This window comes from Serratia sp. JSRIV004, from assembly GCF_019968705.1.
Classification (GTDB): Bacteria; Pseudomonadota; Gammaproteobacteria; order Enterobacterales; family Enterobacteriaceae; genus Chania; species Chania fonticola_B.
The window spans coordinates 1,624,023-1,644,460 of record NZ_CP074140.1; the positions used below are offsets into that span (position 1 = coordinate 1,624,023).

Consider the following 20,438-nt stretch of genomic DNA (forward strand, 5'->3'; position numbering starts at 1 on the left):
GTAAAGCATGACGCGAGGTGAGCGCGTGATAGCGTTCATTGAGCGCTATTGCATCGTGCCAGAGGGCAAGCTGATCGGACAGCCGATGTTGCTTGACGAGTTTCAGAAGAAATTTCTGCTGGCCATCTACGATAACCCCCACGGAACGGATAAAGCCTATCTCAGCATTGCGCGAAAGAACGGCAAAACCGGCTTGATTGCGGGCATACTGTTAGCGCACCTGGTAGGCCCGGAGGCGGTACAAAACTCGCAGATCGTCAGCGGTGCAATGAGCCAGGAACAGGCGGCAGTTGTGTTTGATCTGGCCGTAAAGATGATAGGGCTCAACCCCGAATTGCAGGACATTGTTCATATCATCCCCAGTGGTAAAAAGCTGTTGGGCCTGCCGTGTAACGTTAAATACAAAGCGTTGGCCGCAGAGGGAAAGACGACGCACGGCCTTTCTCCTTTGCTGGCCATTCTTGATGAGGTCGGGCAGATCGTCGGGCCGCAATCGGCTTTTGTTGATGCGATTGTGACGGCGCAGGGGGCGCATGACGCTCCGTTACTTATCGCAATCAGTACACAGGCGGCGAACGATGCTGACCTGTTCAGTATCTGGCTGGATGATGCGGAGAACTCAAAGGATCCACACATTGTTTCCCACGTCTACGAGGCACCGAAAGATGCCGAATTAGATGACCGGGAAGCATGGGCCGCAGCAAATCCCGCGCTGGGTACTTTCCGATCTCTTCGTGATATGGAGAGGATGGCGGAAATGGCCGGGCGCATGCCCAGCTTTGAGAACACTTTCCGAAATCTGAACCTGAACCAGCGTGTTTCTACCGTATCGCCGTTTATGTCTCGTAACGTGTGGGAATCATGCCGCGAAGCTCCGCGGGCGATTACCGGTCAGTGCTATGCCGGGCTGGATTTGTCAGCAAGCAAGGATTTAACCGCATTCGTTATTGCGGGTCAGTCAGCGGATGGCTGGTGGAATATTTACCCCTATTTCTGGACACCAGAAAAAACCATGCGTGACAGGGCGAAAACTGACCGTGTGCCTTATGACGTGTGGGCAAAACAGGGCGTTCTGAAAACCACGCCGGGATCGTTTGTCGATTATGCCGTGGTGATCCGTGACATTGCGGAAATCATCAGTGATTTCGATATTGCCGCGATTGCCTTTGACCGCTGGCGCATTGACCTACTGAAAAAAGAGGCTGATTTGATTGGCTTGGCGTTGCCGTGGGTACCGTTCGGGCAGGGTTTCAAAGATATGGCCCCCGCTCTGGATACGCTGGAAGCAGCAATGCTAAACGGGCGGGTCAGGCATGGCATGCACCCGGTGCTGACTATGTGCGCCGGTAATGCTGTTGTGATCATGGATGCCGCCTCAAACAGAAAGCTCGACAAGTCGAAAGCGACCGGGCGAATCGATGGAATGGTGGCACTCGCAATGGCGATGGGCGCAGCAAATGGCGAAGCCGTAGAACCTGGTGGCGACTTCGATGACTTCTTATCAAAACCGTTGAGCATGTGATGGCAGATAAAACTAATTACAGTATCGACCTGCGAACGAATAACGGTTGGTGGGCGCGCGCTGCGTCGTGGTTCGTCGGTGGCCGCCTAGTGACGCCGGATCAGGGTTCGCAAACAGGCCCGGTGTCAGCGGGAGGTACGCTGGGTGATTCCGTTATCACTGACGAGCGTATTTTGCAGATCTCTACGGTTTGGCGTTGCGTCAGCCTGATTTCTACGCTGACCTCATGCCTGCCGCTGGACGTATTCGAGACAGATAAAGACGACAACCGGTTGAAGGTCGGCCTGGACAATTCCCTTGCTCGGTTGTTGCGCTTTTCCCCTAACCAGTACATGACCGCGCAAGAATTCCGCGAGGCTATGACCATGCAGCTGTGTTTTTACGGTAATGCGTATGCGCTTATCGAACGTAACAGCAGCGGGGACGTGATCAGCCTGATCCCGTTATTGTCAGCCAATATGGATGTTCTGCTGGAAGGTAAGCAGATCATCTACAAGTACCGGCGCGACAGCGAATACGCTAAATTCAAGAAAAGCGAAATATTCCACCTGAAAGGCTTCGGCTTTAACGGGCTGGTTGGCTTGTCACCGATCGCCCATGCGGCCAAATCGGGCGGGGTTGCCGTGGCGATGGAAGACCAGCAACGGGACTTTTACGCCAACGGTGCCAAGTCTCCGAAAATCCTCTCCGTTGGCGATCGCGTGATGTCCAAAGAGCAACGCGACCAGGTGGAAGAAAACTTCAAAGAGATTGCCGGTGGCCCGGTGAAAAAGCGCCTGTGGATCCTTGAGGCCAACTTTGAAGCGCATGACATCGGTGTCAGCCCCCAGGATGCCGAAACCATGGCTTCCCGTAAGTTTCAGGTCAGCGAACTGGCGCGATTCTTTGGTGTCCCCCCTCACCTGGTGGGTGATGTTGAAAAATCGACATCATGGGGTACCGGTATTGAGCAGCAGAATATGGGGTTCCTGCAATATACGTTACAGCCCTATATCACCCGCTGGGAACAGTGCATTCAGCGCTGGATAGTCAAGCCATCTGACCTGGGTAAATATCATGCCGAGCATAACCTGGACGGCTTACTACGTGGTGACTCAACTTCTCGTGCTGCCTTCATGAAAGCCATGGGGGATTCTGGCCTGCGTACTATCAACGAAATGCGACGGCTGGATAACTACCCACCGTTACCAGGGGGCGACGTTGCCACGCGGCAATCACAAAACGTTCCTCTCACCGAATTAGGCAAACAGCCCCGCGAAAGCGGGGTTTAGTTTTTATGGGGGATCCATGACCGAAATAAAGAAAACCCTCTCTTTCGAAGAGACGGAAATCAAATTTACCGGCGACGGTACGCAGGGGATTTTTGAAGGCTACGCGTCTGTTTTTGGCAATGTCGATTCAGACGGCGACGTGATCCTGTCCGGCGCGTTCAAGAACACCTTGGAGAAACAGACCCGCAGGGTTGCCATGTTCTTCAATCACCGGGCGTGGGAATTGCCCGTTGGTAAATGGGATGCCTTGCAGGAAGACACCAAAGGGCTGTTTGTCCGTGGGCAACTAACACCCGGCCATAGCGGAGCGAGTGACCTCAAAGCCGCCATGCAGCACGGCACGGTAGAGGGTATGTCGGTCGGGTTTTCAGTAACCAAAGACGATTACTCGCTGGCGGCCAATGGCGGGCGCATTTTCAAAAATATCTCCGCACTGCGAGAAATCAGCGTGTGCACCTTCCCGGCTAACGAACTGGCCGGAGTATCAGCGATGAAAAGCATCGATGGTATCGAAACGGTTCGTGATGTTGAGAACTGGCTGAGGGATTCAGTGGGTTTAAGCAAATCACAGGCCGTGGGGCTTATTGCCCGGTTCAAATCAGCTATTCGGAGTGAGTCCGACAGTGACGAGAACAAAACAGAAATATCCGCTCTCATCGAGCGCATCAGTTCATTCCCTCAAACATTAGGTAAATAATATGTCCGAATTAGCACAAATTCAGAAAGCCATCGAAGACTCACAGAAGAACATGACCCAACTTTTCGACGCTCAGAAAAAAGAGATCGAAGAAACGGGCCGTGTTTCCAAATCATTACAGGACGATCTGGCCAAGGTTCAGGAAGAACTGAAGAAGTCCGGCGAGCGCCTGTTTGACCTTGAGCAGAAAGGGGCCGGTGGTGCAGATGATCCGTCAGTTAAAAAAGACTTCTCAGAACGTGCCGCCGAAGAGCTCACCAAGTCATGGAACGGCAGCACGGGGACGTTTGAGGCTAAAACCTTCAACAAATCGCTCGGGAGTGATGCGGCCTCTGCCGGTTCGCTTATCCAGCCGATGCAGGTACCGGGTATTGTCATGCCGGGACTCCGCCGCCTGGTTATCCGTGATCTGCTGGCGCAAGGGCGCATTTCCAGCAACTCGCTGGAATACGTACGAGAAAAGTTGTTCACCAACAACGCGGCACCCGTGAAGGAAAAGGCCCAAAAGCCTGAGTCTGATCTGACGTTCTCGAAAGAAACGGCGAACGTGAAAACCATCGCCCACTGGATCCAGGCATCCCGCCAGGTGATGGATGATGCCCCGATGCTGCAATCCTACGTCAACAACCGGCTGTTATTTGGTCTTGCCTTTAAGGAAGAGGATCAGTTGCTGAACGGCGACGGTACCGGCGATAACCTGACGGGTATTAATGCCGTGGCAACAGACTATGATACTGCGCTGAATGCCACCGGGGATACGCGGGCAGACATGATTGCTCACGCCATTTTCCAGGTTACAGAGTCAGAATTCAGTGCGTCTGGCATCATTCTTAACCCGCGAGACTGGCACAACATCGCTTTGCTGAAAGATAACGAAGGTCGTTATATCTTCGGCGGCCCGCAGGCGTTCACCAGCAACATCATGTGGGGGCTGCCGGTGGTACCGACCCGCGCACAGGCCCAAAACACCTTCACCGTGGGCGGCTTTGATATGGCTTCTCAGGTATGGGATCGCATGGATGCCACCGTGGAAGTGAGCCGTGAAGACCGCGACAACTTCGTGAAAAACATGCTGACCATCCTGTGTGAAGAGCGCCTGGCGCTGGCGCACTATCGCCCGCAGGCGCTGATCAAAGGCACCTTCACGGCACCAACCAAGTAACGCGGAGGGGGCGGGTAATTCCGCCCTGATGTTATGGCGATTAAAGTCACTGATGTCGTGCAGGTTGAAGAGTTACGCCAGCACATCGAGTTTGACAGCGATGATCGCGACGCGGTGATCACCCGTTATGCCCAGGCTGCACTGGATTACTGTTTGCGATGGTGCGATGACCCGCGCTGGGTAAAGGCGGGTGATATTCCTTCCCCTGTTGTCTCTGCAATGCTGCTGGTTTTTGCTGATCTGTTTGAGCATCGCACCGGGCAAAGCGAAGTACAGCTATACACCAACTCCGCCGCCGAAAACCTGATGTGGTCGTGCCGCAATTGGCGCGGCGTGAAGGTGGAAGAAAGCGAAAACGAGGAAGACCCGTAATGGAGCCAGGGCGCTTTAGGCATCGCATCATGATCCAGAACTTCGAAACGGTAGAGCTTCCCTCGGGCGGTGAAAAGGCGGTGTGGGTGGATGCATCGATAAAGCCGATCCCCGCCGAGGTGAAGGCTATCAGTGGACGGGAACTACTGGCATCAGGTGCGGAACATTCAGAGGCTACCGTTCGCGTGTGGCTACGCTTTCGTGATGACGTTTCCAGCTCTTCACGCATGCTTTTTCGCGGGTTGGTCTTTGACATTGTGGCAGCGTTACCGGATGCGCGCCTGACGCGCGTGGAGCTGCTCTGTAAAAGTGGGGTGAAACCATGATCAGCGGCAACCTTGATTTTTCCGGCCTGCTCGACATTTCGAAGGATTTGGAGCTGTTGAGCAAGGCCGAAAACCGCAACGTGTTACGTCAAGCGACGCGAGCGGGAGCAAACGTGCTGCGCGATGAAGTCAAAGCCCGAGCCCCAAAGAAAACCGGCAAACTGGCGCGTAATGTCGTTGCGGTGAACATGCGGGCCAAGGATGGCGGGGCGGTCGCCGGGGTCCATATCCGGGGCCGTAACCCTCGAACGGGCAACAGCGACAACTCAATGAAGGCCAGCAACCCGAACAATGCTTTCTACTGGCGCTTTGTGGAGCTGGGGACGGTGAAGATGGCACCTGTACCCTTTATCCGGCCTGCATACGATGCCAAGGAGGCAGAAGCAGCAGAAGCGGCATTTGCCAAGGTTAACGAAGCCATTGACCAGGTGTTATCCAAATGACCGAAGCCGATCTTAACCCGTTGTTAAAACCGCTGGTGGGCGGGCAGGCTTACCCTTATGTCGTCAAACTGACGCCAGAGGGAGTGCCAGCAGTAAAGCCGCCGTGGATCATCTACACGGTACCCGACGAAAATCGGGGGGATGTGTTCTGCGGTACCGCTGAAACAGCTTACATGGTGCAGATCGATGTGTACGCAACCAGCATTGATGAGGCGAAGGCTCTACGTCAGCAGGCCGAGATAGCGGTAACCGCGCTATCCCCGGCAGATATTCACCTTTTCAGTGGACATGACCCCGATACCGGTCTTTTTCGTGCCTCATTCGAATTCCGAGTGTGGCAGTAATCCATACCATTGACCATGACCCGCTACGGCGGGTTTTTTTATGTCTGGAGAAAACTCATGACAAGTAAGTATGAAAAAACGCAAGGCACGGTGATCAGCGTTTCCGCTGGTGAAGTCAGCGAAGCTAATCCTGTTGGTGTTACCTGGCTTGCCGCATCGTGCAGCACAAAGGAACTCAGCTACACAGGCGGCCAAAAAGCTGATATTGAAGTTACCACGCTGTGCTCCGAAGAGCAGGAGATGACAAACGGCCTGAAAGCCCCGTCTGAAATGACCATTGGTAAAAACTGGAGCGGCTACGATGCTGCCCAGGATTCTCTGATGGATGCGTATGACGATGACAGTCGCCGTGCCATTCGTATCGTATTCCCTTCCGGCAACGGCTTTGCCTACCTTGCCGAGGTGCGTCAAAACAGCTGGAGCGCGGCCACATCCGGCATCGTATCCGCCTCATATACGCTGCGCATTATCGGCAAACCGGTACGTATTTACGCTGCAAACATTCCAGTGACTGGCGTCACGCTGGATAAATCCACCGCCTCCGTGGCTGTTGGTGCCAGCATCACACTGACCCCAACTATCGCCCCGGCGTCAGCCACTAACAACGGCATGACCTGGGCATCATCGGCACCCGAAAACGTCATGGTAACCAATAAGGGCGTCATTACCGGTCTTACCCCTGGCAGTTCAACCATCACCGTCAAGACCACGGACGGCGCTAAAACGGCTACGTGTGTCGTGACCGTCACGGACAAATAGGAGCATTAACCCATGGCAGCAAAGAAATTAAGCCTTAAGGCGCTGGCGTCGGCACCAATGGCGGGTTTTCGTACCAAGCTGGTTGAGGTCGCCGAGTGGAATGGGGCGAAGGTGATCCTGCGTGAACCCTCTCCCGCTGGCTGGGGCCAATGGCGCGAGATTATGGAGCCTGAAGAGCCCAAAGAGGGCACAAAGGCGGTTGCGCTTTCCATCACGGAGCAGACGCAGCGCAACATCCGCGCTGACGCGGTGATGTTTATCGATGTTCTGCTCGATGAAGATCAAAATCCGGTATTTACCCGCGAAGAGCTGGACGAGGTTGTGGGTTTTTACGGGCCGGTGCATTCCCGTCTGCTCAAGCAGGCGCTTGCCCTGCAAACTTCGCAGGAAGACGCTGAAAAAAAGTCAGAGAGCCAGAAACCTTCTTCTTGATGCAACTGGCTTTACGCCTGGGTAAAACACTGGGCGAGCTGCAGCAGTCAATCAGCGTCAGTGAATTGCGTATGTGGATGGCCTTTAACCGGATAAGCCCGATTGGCGACGAGCGCAATGATTACCACGCGGCGCAAATCGCCACGGCCGTTTTCAACTCCCAGCGAGCGAAAGATCCTCTGTCTATTTCCAGCCAACTTCTGTGTTGGAATAAAGATGAGGAAGCGGAGGACGCGGAAGAAGATACGTCAGGGCTTGAGGCATTTTTGGGAAATCTGGCTGATTAATACCCGCTCACGTAGCGGGTTTTTTTATAGGTGAAATATGGCATCTTTGCGCGAGCTCATCATTAAAATATCGGCCAACTCCAGTTCGTTCCAATCGGAAATCGCCCGCGCCTCACGCATGGGGGCCGATTATCATCGAACCATGACGCAGGGGAACCGCCAGGCGGCGAATGCGACCCGACAAAGTCAACGGGCTTTAGCCGATCTGAACGGGCAACTTGCCACGGTGCGCGGCAGTGCTCTGGCGATGGCGGGGGCTTTCGCCGGGGCGTTTGCTACCGGCAACCTGATCGCGATGGCTGACAACTGGAACTCGCTGAATGCGCGGGTAAAGCTTGCGACGACGTCTGCGCAGGATTTCAGCATTGCACAAACCGAGCTGATGCGGATCAGCCAATATACTGGTTCAACGTTTGAATCTAACGCCAGTCTTTTTTCGAAAGCATCAAGTTCGCTGCGTGAATATGGGTACACAACCAAAGATATTTTGTCTCTTACTGAAGCGTTGTCTACCGGCTTGCAAGTGTCAGGGGCTTCTGCTGCGGACACGGAATCAACAATCACCCAATTATCACAGGCGCTGGGGCGCGGTGTTCTGCGCGGACAGGATTTTAACTCTGTTGCGCAGTCCGGTGGGCGGATTATGAAAGCGCTCGCTGATGGACTTGGCGTTGCGCAAAAAGATCTGAAAGGCTTGGCTGACGCTGGAGAACTGACAAACCCGAAGATCGTTCCTGCTTTGATCAGTCAGCTTGGCCAATTGAGGAAAGAATATGAAACGATGCCTAATAGCGTTAGCGCGGCGTCAACCCGCATCAACAACGCATTTATGCAGTGGATTGGCGGGCAGAACCAGGCGACAGGAACCACGGCAGCACTTTCCGGCATCCTGGATGGATTAGCTAAAAACATTGATACCGTCGCATTATCTCTTGGTGCACTGGTGTCTGTTGGCGCTGTGCGCTATTTCGGCGGTATGGTGTCAAGTGTGGGGAGCGCCACAGCGGGCATGGTATCCGCATACCGTGGCGAAGTCGCTCTGGCTTCTGCACAGGTGCGAGGCACTCAGGTCGCAACAGCCAGAGCAAGGGCTGCTGAATACCGCGCACAAAAGGCGTTGGCCGCTGCGCGGGGAACGGATGGGCAGGCGGCAGCGGAAAGGCGATTGGAGGCTACGCAGCGTGGCGTTACGCGCAGCATTGCAGCGAGAACTGCCGCACAAGGTGCTTTAAATAATGTGACTTCGCTGGGTAGCAGGCTGATGTCTGGTGCATTGGGGCTTGTCGGTGGGTTCCCTGGGTTGATTATGGCGGGGGCTGCTGCCTGGTATGTTGTTAACCAACGGCAGGAGCAGGCTCAACAGTCGGCGATTGCTTATGCTGATACGCTTGGTTCAGTCGTAGAGAAAATGAATAGCCTCAACCAGGCTCAACTGAAAGGCGCATTGGCTGATACTTCAGAATCCATCATTGCCCAGAAGGATAAAATCAGAGAATTAACAGAAGCTCAGGCAGACGCACAATCTGATTTTGAAGAATATACCAAATTGGTCACCAAGCTTGGCATCCAGCAAGACCAGAGTAATGAGTTTACAAAAAAAGCCGCCCAAGCCCAGCGAGATCTCGATAAAACCACCCGAGATTTGAATGACGCGAAAGATAAGCTTGCTAGCACTATTGGTAATCAGTCTAAGTTGCAAGGGGAGCTAAACCGGATAACCACGGATTCAGAGGTATCATTCAACATTCTGAAGAAGGGGTTGGTTGAAACTTTTAACCTTTCTGGTGCAGCGTCTACCGCATTGGCAACAACCCTTCAGGTGCTTAAAGAACTCAATGCCGAGCAGGAAAAATCAGGTACCAGCGCACCCCCTCCTGTCGATACAGCGAAATATGACGACTTCATTAAAAAACAGCAAGAAAGCCTTGCCCTGTTAAAAGTTGAAGGCGTCGAACGGGCTAAACTGAAAGCCGTACAGGATGCCATCAAAGGTGAGGCGCTGAAAGTTGATGGCGCTGGCAATGTCGTTGCTGATATGAAGGATCAAAAAGCAGCTATCGAGGCTAATGCCGCCGCTGAATACAACCTTCAGGAGCAGCAGAAAGAACGCAACAAGACCACCAAGGCAGGGGCCAGTGTCGCGGGTGATTACCAGCAGAAGATCGCCAGCTTGAACAAGGAAATCCAGATTGAAGGTGTCCGGCTAAAAGAGGGCGATGCGGCCGCCCGTCTTTTTGCTGCATCAATGGAAGCGGGTACTAAGTGGACGGAAGCCCAAAAGAAAGAGCTGATTGCCCGTAATGACGTGTATGAGAAACTTAAGCAGCAAAATGAGGATCGCTCCGCAGCAATTTCCAACGACCCTTACCGCCAGGCAGCCGAAACCCAGAAAAGGGCTAGCGAGCAACTGCAGCGGCAGATTGCAGATGGTGAAATCAAGGGGGCAGCGGACATCGCACGCCGCAAGCAGGATATCGACAGCGCCTACCTGCAGGCGAAGGCCGAGGCCGCCCAGCGTTACGCTGTTTCCGGTACTGCCGAGTTGGCCGGTAATGTCGATCCTATCAAGAACCTTGAAAACCAACTGGCTAAACGGCAGGCGCTGATCGAGAGCTATGCCACTGCGGGTGTAGTGTCGCAAAGCCGCGCCAATCAGCTGATTGTTGCGGCGGATCGTGAAGCGATGGAGCAGCGTTACCAGGCATCACTGCAACTGTATGCCAGTCAAGGCGATATGCAGAAGATGGCCGTCGATATGTTCCAGGCAACCACGGAACGGGCAAGCAACATGCTTACCGGTCTGCTGACAGGCACCCAAACGTTCAAGGAGGGGGTAACAAATCTCTTCGCTTCCCTGACTCAATCCATCGTTCAAAACCTTATAGAGATGGCCGCGCAAGCGCTGGTTACCAGTTCCATCATGCAGACGATCACCGGCGTAGTCGGTGGGCTTGCCGGTGGCATTGGTGGGGCGGCATCCGGGGTTAGTGGCGCAGCAGGATCGGCAGGAACGGGCGCGATGGGATTGAGCACGAGCTGGACTGAGTATGACCTTGGCGGCTACACAGGTGCTGGCGGTAAATATGAACCCGCTGGTGTGGTGCACCGAGGCGAGTTCGTGATGACCAAAGAGGCCACGGAACGGATAGGCGTAGAGAACCTTTACGGCATGATGCGTGGCTATGCAACGGGCGGGTTAGTTTCTCCTCCCAATGCTAGCGGTTCTCTGGGCGTACGGGCAACGACTGCTAGCCAACCGATCGGTGTGAGCGTTGGCAGTAACGCGCCGATCGTTAATATTACGGTTGAAAGCAGCGGGCAAACGACGACATCAGCACCGCCAGGCATGGAACAGTTTGGTAGTGAAGTGGGCGCGTTTGTCGATCAGCGTTATCGGGCGTTGATTGGTAAGGACTTAGGCCAAGGGGGCAGGATCACCACGGCAATCAGAGGGGGCAGATAATGGCGCTGGAAACGTTCATTTATGCTGCCAGGGTAAACCCGACAGGCGAGCACTCCTTCCGGGTTCGTGAGGTGCAATTTGGCGATGGCTATAAACAGCAGGTTGGCGATGGGCTGAATACTGAGCTCCAAAGTTGGTCATTAACCTTTGTCGGCAACTGGAAGCGCACTTTCGAGATCAGGAGTTTTTTCAAACGCCACGGCGGCTATAAGTCGTTTAAATGGATGTCGCCAAATTTTGAATTGGGGCTGTTCACCTGCAATAAATACCAGGTAACCGCGCTTGGTAAGAACGACCGCGGCGATCAGATGTATCAGCTTGCGGCCACCTTTGAAGTAGCCTTCAGACCGTAGGAAAAACCAATGTCTATCAACACCGATCACCAGACGTTAGAGCCTGGTAGCAAAATACGCCTGTTCGAAGTGGACGGCAGTCAATTTAGCGGGCCGGAGTTGTATTTTCACAGCCACCCGATCCCGTTCACACCGGCAGAGCTGGAAAAAGCTGGTGATGATCCGGCCAAACTACCGGCAAAATCTATCTGGTTCGGCGGGCGGGAATATAAGCCGTGGCCGGTAGAGATCGAAGGGCTGGAAGTCACGAGCGACGGTACCGCGCCGAGCCCCACGCTGTCAGTCGGTAATATCGATGGCACCGTTGGCTCGATGTGCCTGGCATACCAAAATCTGGCTATGTTCAAGGTCACGATCCGCGACACCTACGCACATTACCTTGATGCTCGAAACTTTCCGGAGGGCAATACGCAGGCCGATTCGACACAGCAAAAAGTTGATGTGTGGTACATCGACCGCAAGATCAGCGGCAACAATACCGGTATCCAGTTCGCGCTGTCCTCGCCTGCCGACCTGCAGGGCATCATGATCCCCACCCGACAGATCCATAGCCTTTGTACCTGGTGCATCCGTGGTCAGTACCGCGGGGCGTCATGCGGGTACACCGGTACCAAGTATTTTGACGCAGACGGTAAGCCAGTTAGTGACCCGTCGAAAGATGTTTGTTCTGGTCTGCTGTCCACCGGCTGCGAACCTCGTTGGGGAAAGGGTAATCCGTTGCCGTTTGGCGGTTTCCCTGGCTCCGCATTGCTGAAGAGGTAGCCATGAGAAAACACATTATCAGCGCCATCATGGCGCATGCTGAAGAGGCATATCCCGCCGAGTGCTGTGGGCTGGTGGTGCAAAATGGCCGCCGCCAACAGTACCTGCGTTGCAGGAATACGGCACCAGAACCAACAGAGCAATTCAGCATGCACCCGGAGGACTACGCAGTAGCGGAGGATGCCGGGGAGATCGTTGCCATCGTTCACAGTCACCCGGACGCCACCACGCAGCCGAGCCAACTCGATATAGCGCAATGTGACCTGTCACAACTGCCATGGATCATCGCAAGCTGGCCGGAGGGGGATATCAGAACGATTGTACCCACTGAGGGTATAAAACCGCTGCTGGGCCGTCCGTTCGTGCATGGCATATGGGATTGTTACGCTATCGTGCGGGACTGGTTCCAGCTGGAGTGCGATATCAAGATACCGAACTTCGAACGATCGGACGGCTGGTGGGAGCGAGGTGAAAACCTTTACATGCAGCACTATGCCGAGGCCGGGTTTATACCGGCTGCCGGTGATCTGCGGTTGGGGGACGTAATCATTATGCAGGTGCGGGCTGATGAGCCGAATCATGCCGGGGTATATCTCTGTGGGGGGATAATGCTCCACCATATGTACGGGCAACTTAGTAAGCACGTACCCTATGACGGCTATTGGCAGGATAGGACGATCATTACATTACGTCATGGAGGCATGGGTTAACATATTAACCACATAGAATGGTGATCTCAGCCACAAGTGATAGTAGGATGTCTTCACTCGTAACAGACTGTTAAATGGTGAATGTATGAATGGTATAGATATCTATCTTCTTGGAATTAGTGTTTTATTGTTCATTATTAGCATTGCTATAATGTTTTTTGTAATAAGAAAAGCAACTCAGGCTGATGAGATTCTAGGTGTGTTAAAAAACATGAGTAATGGGATTGCGGATCAACTTGATTTACTAAAAGAAATAAAAGGAAAAACAAAGTAGAAGTAATCAGTTAAACACAGCCCTCTTCGGAGGGTTTTTTATTGGAGAAAATATGAACATAACCGCACATGAATACAGAATGGTCAGACTCTATGGCGTTCTTGGCTCAACATTTGGCCGAGTTCACGAACTGGTTGTATCCACGCCGCAAGAAGCAATCAAGGCGCTATCCATAACCATTCCAGGCTTTGAACGATTTTTACAGACCGCAAAAGAGAGGGGACTGACATTCTCTATTTTTGTTGGGAAAAACAATATCGGCAAAGATGAACTGGAATTTTCCGGTAGTGATGATATCCGCATTGCACCTGTAATTATCGGCAGTAAAAAGGCGGGGATGTTTCAGACTATCCTTGGTGCTGTATTAGTCGTCGCTGGTGCTATTGGCATGTCCCCTTGGGGGCAGGCTTTTGGTGGCGGTGCGTGGGGGTCTTATGCAATGCAAGCTGGTGGCGCGATGATGCTCGGCGGTATTGCACAGATGCTATCCCCCATGCAGGGGGGGCTGGCGCGACGTGAAAGCCCGGACAATAAACCGTCATACGCCTTTGGTGGGCCGGTGAACACCATCGCCCAGGGCAATCCGGTACCAATTCTTTACGGCAAGCGCCGGATCGGTGGTGCCATCATCTCTGCGGGGATTTTCGCGGAAGACCAGCAGTAAGTAACCCGCTTTCCTCATTGGCCAGCCTCGAGCTGGTTTTTTTACGCCTGGAGAAAACCAATGTCTGTGATAGAAGGCCGCAAGGGTGGCGGCGGTGATGCGCGCACACCTGTAGAATCCAATGACTCTCTGCAATCCACCTCTTACGCAAAAATCCTGTTGGCGCTTGCCGAAGGGGAGTTGGCCGGTGGTTTGGATGGTACCAACATTTTTCTTGATGGCACCCCGATCATCAGCCATGACGGATCGGAAAACTTTCCCGGTGTGAAGTGGGAGTTTCGGCCAGGTAACCCCGACCAGGACTATATTCCCGGTATGCCAGATGTCGAGAACGAGATCACCGTTAGCACCGAGCTCACCAGTCTAAAACCGTGGGTTCGTTCGCTGACTAATACACAGCTTTCCGCCTGCCGTATTCGTTTTTCGTGGTCACAGTTGCAGCTGCAGCAGGATAATGGCGATGTTGTCGGTTATCGCATCGAGTACGCGATCGACGTTGCGACAGACGGAGGTGCTTATCGTGAAATGCTGACCGCGGCGGTTGATGGTAAAACCACGACCAAATACGAGCGTAGCCACCGCATAGATTTACCGAAAGCGTTCAGCGGCTGGCAGATCCGTGTACGCCGCCTAACACCGAACAGCACCAGTAACCGGCTAGCCGATAAGATGGTTATTGAGTCGATTACGGAGATGATCGACGTGAAACTCCGGTACCCAGAAACGGCTCTGTTATTCGTCCAGTTCGACGCGAAGCAGTTTCAGAACATCCCGCAAGTTTCCTGTGAGCCGAAAGGTAGCGTGATCCGCATTCCCACGACCTACGACCCGATCAGTCGCACCTATACCGGTACTTGGAACGGCAGCTTTAAATGGGCATGGACGAATAATCCCGCGTGGGTGTTTTATGATCTGCTTATCAATGACCGCTACAGCATTGGCAGCCGTGTGAAAGCCGAGAATCTGGCGCTCACCAAGTGGGACTTGTACGCCATTGCGCAATATTGCGATCAGCTTGTTCCTGATGGTCGCGGGGGTAGCGGTACTGAGCCACGCTTTCTCTGTGATGCTTACATTCAGTCCCAAGAGGAAGCCTGGACGGTTTTACGTGACTTCGCGAACATCTTCCGAGGTATGACCTACTGGGCAAACAACAGTATGAATGCGCTGGCAGACATGCCCCGCGACGTGGATTACATTTATACCCGCGCCAACGTCAAAGACGGGCTGTTTACAGAGAGTAGCGCCAGCGAAAAGACGCACTACAGCACGGCAATGGTGAGCTGGAGCGATCCGGCCAACGGCTACCAGGACTCCGTAGAGTCGGTGTTCGATAATGAGCTTACTCGCCGCTACAACGTCAAGCAGGCCGATCTGACCGCCATCGGCTGCACCCGGCAAACCGAAGCGATCCGCCGAGGAAAGTGGCTACTGCTGACCAATGACAAAGACCGCGTGATTAACTTCACTGTAGGCATGGATGGCAATATCCCGCTGCCGGGGTGGATCATCGGTGTTGCAGATGAGGCAATGGCTGGCCGCCCGCTTGGTGGCCGTATCAGTTCGGTTTCTGGCCGCAACATCACGCTCGATCGCGTGTCTTCGGCAAAGGTTGGTGAGCGGCTTATCGTGAACTTGCCCAGCGGCAAATCACAGGCCAGGACAATCAGCGCCGTGAGCGGCAAAGTAGTCACTGTCTCGACCAGCTACAGCGAAGTGCCAGTGTCAGAGTGCGTATGGGCTGTGGATGCGACCGACCTGGCCATTCAACAATTCCGCGTCACTGGCATCACTGAAAAAGAAGACGGTGTTTCGTTCGATATAACGGCCATCGAGTATGATCCGAATAAGTACGCCCGTATTGACACGGGCGCACGTATCGAAGACCGCCCGATCACTGTCATTCCACCTGGCGTTCAGGCTCCACCGCAGAACGTTAAGATCAGCAGCTTTACAAAGGTAAGCCAAGGGCTGGCAGTAACCACATTGCGCGTTACGTGGGATTCGGTCGAAGGGGCGATCGCTTACGAATCGGAGTGGCGGCGTGATAATGGCAACTGGATACCCGGCCCCCGTATATCAACGCTCGGTTTCGAAGTTGCTGGCATTTATGCAGGCCGCTACCAATCGCGCGTCCGCGCGATTAACGCTGCTGAAATTTCGAGTATCTGGGCAAATGCCATGGAAACGCAGCTTAACGGCAAGGAAGGGAAGCCACCCAAGCCTGTGGGGTTTACTGCGTCGCCGTTATTGTGGGGGATAGCACTCAGTTGGGGATTTCCTTCGGGTTCTGAAGATACGCTTAAGACGGAAATTCAATATGCTGATAACCCCGCGGGCAATAACGCCATGCTGCTTTCAGACGTACCCTATCCGCAGCGCAGTTATGAACAATCAGGGCTGAAAGCGGGCCAGGAATTCTGGTATCGCGCGCGATTGGTTGATCGCACAGGAAACCAGGGCGACTGGATTGAGTGGGTGCGGGGGCAATCCAACGCCAATGGAGGGGATTATCTTGAAAATATTGGTGATGGCTTTATGTCGTCAGCTGATGGAGATCGCTTAACCAGCCAGATCGACACGAATATCGACGCAATCCTGCAGAACGCACTGGCCAATAACGCCACTGTGGATCACCAGTGGGCGCAGTACGGCGAAGTGCGTGCCGATATCCTGGTTGTCAAAACAACGATTGCTGAGGTTGATAAGGCATTTGCTGAAATGTCGACGCAGGTGCAGGCGCAGATCGGCGACGTTACCGCGGCTCTGGAAGATAAACTGACGGCTACGGTTGATGTTGCTGGCGCAACTGCGGTGCATACGCTAAAAGCCGGTGTAAAGATAAATGGAGTGTATTACAGCGCCGGGATGTCTATTGCCGTGCTGGCACAGGCAGGCCAGCCGGTTGTTACTCGCATCGGATTTAATGCCAATCAGTTCGTAATGATGAGTGGTAGTGGCAATAATCAATATTCGCCTTTTGCTGTTGTTAACGGGCAAGTATTTATTAGTTCCGGTTTTATTCAAGATGGCACGATCACAAATGCCAAGATCGGGAGCTACATACAGTCGAATAATTTTGTTGATGGCCAGCAGGGGTGGCGCTGGGACAAAAACGGTACAATGCAAAATTATGGTATCGAGGCTGATGGCGCGATGAAGCAGACCAATACCACAATCAGCATTCGCGACAATAGCCGCTTGAGAGTTCAGATTGGAAAGTTGACGGGGGTCTTCTGATGACCGCTTGGGGCATAAAAACATGGGATGCTAATGGCATCTCAAATAACTACGGATTGGTGCCAATAACTGTAATTGGCAGCATTCCTGTTGGTACTGGGCAGGTCACCGGGGGGCTTTACTACGATGCTCCTGCTGGCTTTGTTCTTGATTTTATCTGGACGTCAACAGAAACGATATTTAACCCTTCCCGCCGACGGGTTTCAGTCACTGGCAACTCAATAACAATCAGCTCGGCAGCTAATGGTGATTATTCAGCGGGAACTTATCCCGCTGACGGCGGGTGGCTTATAGGGTTCATAAGGAGGCAGTAATGGCAAAATGGGGGGCATTTCTATTAACGGATACTGGAGCGCCATTCTATACACCAGATTCGACGCCGCTGGCGCTCAAGGGTAAAGCTTCCGCATCAAGCTATTCGGCCAATGGCTATCAGATCGCCAGCGTTAGCATGAGTGTTGATGCTTCGCGGCCGTGGACTGTCTTTATTTATACAACGCAAGCCGCATATTGCACGGTTAGCAGGGTTGGTAATGTGGTCACAGTCACCTCATCAAACCCTGTGAACCTTGCCCATGATTTAACTGCCTATTTCTTTTCTATTTTCCCTCAGACGGTGCCTAAATGGGGGGTTGCGATATGGGATGAGCAGGGGCGGTGCATATTGACGAATGAAACTCGGGTTCTTACTGATATTTCAGCTTTGGGGGTTGAGGGGGACATAAACGCCGGGACTAGAATTGACCAGACCCTACAAGGGAAATATGCCGTCCAGCCAAATAACACGGGGTTTGCAACGGGTGTCATTCATACCGGGCAACAGCCAAGGCCATGGAGTTCTGATATTTCATTTACAGCTATTTATAACGGAAGTACTACCCGTATTACTTCTGGGGTGAAGTACACAGCACCAGGAAGCGTGCAGGGGCTTTCTTATAGCAATAAGAGAACAAGGGCAATGATACTCGATGTATCACGATATGATTAAAAAATCAGATATAAAATATTATTTAGATGACTTGCTAAATTTATGATTTTGTTGTTGAATGTACCACTGATAAAGATTGAGGGTCTTAAATGAGGTTCCTAATTATTACTGTTTCAGTTATTTTGTTATCTGCCTGCCAGGCACTCCCACCACCAATATGTACAGGTATCGCGTTTGTAGGTGGGCAAGAGATAGAGGTAGATATATTCGCGGTGCGCAAGGTCGCAAATCAAACGCAGTACCGGGCCGGGCCGCCATTCGACTGGCGTTGGGTGAACAAGAATAACTTCACCAAAACCACCTGTAATAAATAAGAGCAGTTTAATAACACAACCCAGCCTAAACGCTGGGTTTTTTATTATCTAAAATCAGGAAAGCATTATGCCAGCAGGAACCATCACGCTCACGACCAACTCGGCTACCGTTAAAGGCGCGGGTACGGCGTTCATAACAGAACTGAAGCCCGGCGATTTTGTTGTAGCGGTTGTCGGTGGTGTTACGTATACGCTGCCGGTGAAAACCGTCGATAACGCGACACAGGTGACGCTAATCCGCGTCTACGATGGTCCTACGCAAGCCGGAGCGGCATGGTCAGCCGTGCCGCGTGAAACACAGAACTCAATCACCGCACAGCTCGTCGCTGAAGCATCAAGAGCGATACGCGGGCTAAACTATGACAAGGACAATTGGCAGCAGGTATTCAGCGGCACGGGTAATGTCACGGTCAAGTTGCCCGATGGCAGCACGTTCACCGGGCCAGCATGGCGAGGTTACGCAGGACAATTATCTATTCTAAGAAATGATATTAATACAGTAGCGGAGACAACCGCAGGTAAGTTAGCAAAAGATAAAAATCTATCTGACTTAAGCGATAAAGCCGCCGCTCGTACTAGCCTTGGCCTGGGAACAGCAGCAACGGCTAACGTAGGTGCCAATAGTAATCAAATCATGTTAAATGGCGCATGGGGGCTGGGGGGGAGCTATAAAGGATTTAAAACCATTAATAGCAATAATGTTAATTACCTACTTAATGAACTTGGCGAGCGTGGCCTTACAGCCTTTAGAAACAATGCGCCAATAAATGACAACGGTGACGGATGGTATACTCCTGCTTGGGGACCGTCGATATGGTGCCGAACAGAAGACGTTTATGCTGCGTTTAACATGGCATCAACAGCAAACCATCTATCAGTATCATGTGGCAACCTTCGCGAAGGCTGGGTAATGCACAAAGTCATTTGGCATAGTTTTAATACAGTTGTTGATGGTAATGGATTTATTAAGAAAGCCTCACCGGTAACGAGTATTTATCGGGATGGTACCTGCAAAAACAATATGGAGTCGGAGGGGGTTACCTGCAAGCGGCTTGATGTAGGCATTTATCACGTTGATGGGTGTTTGGGTTTTTATAACGATAATGGTTGGAAATTCGAAGTACCCAAGGACGAAAACGGCAGTGCATTATTGTGGGTGGACTATGAAGTGAAAAAGGACGGCTCAATTATATTCAAGACGTACCACAGGACAAATGATTGTCCCATTTCTGCGTTGCAGAATAACATTGACGGTTACGCCAATGGTGACAGCATCGATATCCCTGAAGGTAAGTTTTTAATGGTTCGCCTAAACGTTCCAAACAGTCAATTCGCCGAATATGTTCCGGATGATTCAATCCCCATACCAGAGTCGGCATTAGCTGACTAAAAAGTCAGGCTGGTCAATGGATATCCCAGGTGGTCGCTGGATTGATCTGCGTGTCGAGATGCCGCCCTGGATGAGCTGTATTCGGAGCTTGCACAGGGTGAAACACCCGTACCCATCTAAGAGCCCTGGAAGTGACAACCAGGTGGGAGAAATCCCGGGTTGCAATTTCTGAGTTATCGACTACGTTTACTAGCGCAGTCTAGTTATCATTTAAATCAAAGGAATTGTTATGATTAAGAAAGCGTTAATTATCTCCATGTTTGCTCTGGGTCTACCTTCTTTCGCTTCGATTGCTGCCGATGCTACAACTATGGCACATGAAGAGGCAGCGGTTAAGCATGAAACCGCCGCCAAGCACCACAAGAAGGCTGCTAAGCATCATAAAGAAGGAAAGCACGAAGAGGCCAAGAAAGAATCCGCAATGGCCACTGAAAGTTCTAAAGCGGCTCACGAAAAAACTGTGGTAGCTGACGCCGAAAGCGCCAAGAAGTAAATTTTAATGGCTGCCCCTCTATCGTTTTGGCAATGCGTGCTGAATTTTAATAACGATACCGGGGCAGTTCTCTGTACTCGATAGCTATCTGTCCGTTCCGCTAGCGCTTATGCGTAGTTCGGCCATAATATGAAGTGTCAACGCCATACTAGCCACGTTAAGACAAAAAAGG

22 protein-coding genes and 1 pseudogene are annotated in these 20,438 nt (G+C 52.4%); all 23 read left to right on the plus strand.

The genetic code is table 11. The features are described 5' to 3' along the window. Positions 1–7 precede the first annotated feature (7 nt). The 23 genes and pseudogenes from KGP21_RS07615 (at position 8) to KGP21_RS07725 (ending at position 20,266) form a co-directional block, all read left to right on the plus strand. Positions 8–1,522: a terminase large subunit gene (locus tag KGP21_RS07615; protein ID WP_209530643.1), complete on the plus strand. Its 1,515-nt coding sequence runs from the start codon at positions 8–10 to the stop codon at positions 1,520–1,522. Further along, on the plus strand, positions 1,522–2,793 hold the full coding sequence (locus tag KGP21_RS07620; RefSeq protein WP_223537683.1) for a phage portal protein: 1,272 nt from the start codon (positions 1,522–1,524) through the stop codon (positions 2,791–2,793). Before KGP21_RS07615 ends, KGP21_RS07620 begins: the two co-directional genes overlap by 1 nt. 16 nt (positions 2,794–2,809) lie before the next feature. After that, on the plus strand, positions 2,810–3,490 hold the full coding sequence (locus KGP21_RS07625) for an HK97 family phage prohead protease (protein WP_223537686.1): 681 nt from the start codon (positions 2,810–2,812) through the stop codon (positions 3,488–3,490). A gap of 1 nt (position 3,491) precedes the next feature. Continuing rightward, the gene (locus tag KGP21_RS07630) at positions 3,492–4,652 is read left to right on the plus strand and encodes a phage major capsid protein (protein ID WP_223537689.1); all 1,161 of its coding nucleotides are present in this window, start codon (positions 3,492–3,494) and stop codon (positions 4,650–4,652) included. 33 nt (positions 4,653–4,685) lie between these two features. Next, the gene (locus KGP21_RS07635) at positions 4,686–5,024 is read left to right on the plus strand and encodes a head-tail connector protein (protein ID WP_223537691.1); all 339 of its coding nucleotides are present in this window, start codon (positions 4,686–4,688) and stop codon (positions 5,022–5,024) included. Then, a complete protein-coding gene (locus KGP21_RS07640; protein ID WP_223537693.1) occupies positions 5,024–5,350 on the plus strand; it encodes a phage head closure protein in 327 nt (108 codons plus the stop codon). Before KGP21_RS07635 ends, KGP21_RS07640 begins: the two co-directional genes overlap by 1 nt. Continuing rightward, positions 5,347–5,793 carry an HK97-gp10 family putative phage morphogenesis protein gene (locus KGP21_RS07645; RefSeq protein ID WP_223537694.1) on the plus strand — a complete coding sequence of 149 codons (447 nt, stop codon included), beginning with the start codon at positions 5,347–5,349 and terminating at the stop codon, positions 5,791–5,793. Before KGP21_RS07640 ends, KGP21_RS07645 begins: the two co-directional genes overlap by 4 nt. Beyond that, positions 5,790–6,137, plus strand: coding sequence for a DUF3168 domain-containing protein (locus tag KGP21_RS07650; protein ID WP_223537695.1), 348 nt, complete (start codon positions 5,790–5,792; stop codon positions 6,135–6,137). The genes KGP21_RS07645 and KGP21_RS07650 overlap by 4 nt, the downstream gene beginning before the upstream one ends. A gap of 57 nt (positions 6,138–6,194) precedes the next feature. Further along, positions 6,195–6,635, plus strand: a pseudogene (locus KGP21_RS29730) (phage tail protein); the annotation flags it as partial. 45 nt (positions 6,636–6,680) lie between these two features. After that, on the plus strand, positions 6,681–6,896 hold the full coding sequence (locus KGP21_RS29735; RefSeq protein ID WP_371824856.1) for an Ig domain-containing protein: 216 nt from the start codon (positions 6,681–6,683) through the stop codon (positions 6,894–6,896). Between the two features lie 12 nt (positions 6,897–6,908). Next, the gene (locus KGP21_RS07660) at positions 6,909–7,328 is read left to right on the plus strand and encodes a phage tail assembly chaperone (protein ID WP_223537697.1); all 420 of its coding nucleotides are present in this window, start codon (positions 6,909–6,911) and stop codon (positions 7,326–7,328) included. Continuing rightward, positions 7,328–7,615, plus strand: coding sequence for a DUF4035 domain-containing protein (locus tag KGP21_RS07665; protein WP_223537698.1), 288 nt, complete (start codon positions 7,328–7,330; stop codon positions 7,613–7,615). The genes KGP21_RS07660 and KGP21_RS07665 overlap by 1 nt, the downstream gene beginning before the upstream one ends. 37 nt (positions 7,616–7,652) lie before the next feature. Next, the gene (locus KGP21_RS07670; protein ID WP_371824845.1) at positions 7,653–11,078 is read left to right on the plus strand and encodes a tape measure protein; all 3,426 of its coding nucleotides are present in this window, start codon (positions 7,653–7,655) and stop codon (positions 11,076–11,078) included. Then, entirely contained in the window at positions 11,078–11,431 is a 354-nt protein-coding gene (locus tag KGP21_RS07675; protein ID WP_223537703.1) for a phage tail protein, read from the plus strand. Before KGP21_RS07670 ends, KGP21_RS07675 begins: the two co-directional genes overlap by 1 nt. A gap of 9 nt (positions 11,432–11,440) precedes the next feature. After that, a complete protein-coding gene (locus tag KGP21_RS07680) occupies positions 11,441–12,193 on the plus strand; it encodes a phage minor tail protein L (RefSeq protein WP_223537706.1) in 753 nt (250 codons plus the stop codon). Positions 12,194–12,195: 2 nt separating this feature from the next. Continuing rightward, positions 12,196–12,903, plus strand: a complete 708-nt coding sequence (locus KGP21_RS07685) for a C40 family peptidase (protein ID WP_223537709.1) — start codon at positions 12,196–12,198, stop codon at positions 12,901–12,903. A gap of 85 nt (positions 12,904–12,988) precedes the next feature. After that, positions 12,989–13,177 (plus strand): hypothetical protein, encoded by a 189-nt coding sequence (locus tag KGP21_RS07690; RefSeq protein WP_223537711.1) that lies wholly within the window; start codon positions 12,989–12,991, stop codon positions 13,175–13,177. A 52-nt stretch (positions 13,178–13,229) separates the two neighbouring features. After that, positions 13,230–13,841: a tail assembly protein gene (locus KGP21_RS07695; protein WP_223537713.1), complete on the plus strand. Its 612-nt coding sequence runs from the start codon at positions 13,230–13,232 to the stop codon at positions 13,839–13,841. Positions 13,842–13,901: 60 nt separating this feature from the next. Next, positions 13,902–17,081, plus strand: coding sequence for a host specificity protein J (locus tag KGP21_RS07700; protein ID WP_223537715.1), 3,180 nt, complete (start codon positions 13,902–13,904; stop codon positions 17,079–17,081). Next, the gene (locus KGP21_RS07705) at positions 17,081–17,395 is read left to right on the plus strand and encodes a hypothetical protein (RefSeq protein WP_223537717.1); all 315 of its coding nucleotides are present in this window, start codon (positions 17,081–17,083) and stop codon (positions 17,393–17,395) included. Before KGP21_RS07700 ends, KGP21_RS07705 begins: the two co-directional genes overlap by 1 nt. Further along, a complete protein-coding gene (locus KGP21_RS07710) occupies positions 17,395–18,069 on the plus strand; it encodes a hypothetical protein (RefSeq protein WP_223537719.1) in 675 nt (224 codons plus the stop codon). The genes KGP21_RS07705 and KGP21_RS07710 overlap by 1 nt, the downstream gene beginning before the upstream one ends. 381 nt (positions 18,070–18,450) lie before the next feature. Then, positions 18,451–19,773 carry a DUF3430 domain-containing protein gene (locus tag KGP21_RS07720; protein ID WP_223537724.1) on the plus strand — a complete coding sequence of 441 codons (1,323 nt, stop codon included), beginning with the start codon at positions 18,451–18,453 and terminating at the stop codon, positions 19,771–19,773. A gap of 229 nt (positions 19,774–20,002) precedes the next feature. Continuing rightward, entirely contained in the window at positions 20,003–20,266 is a 264-nt protein-coding gene (locus tag KGP21_RS07725; protein ID WP_223537727.1) for a hypothetical protein, read from the plus strand. Positions 20,267–20,438: the final 172 nt, after the last annotated feature.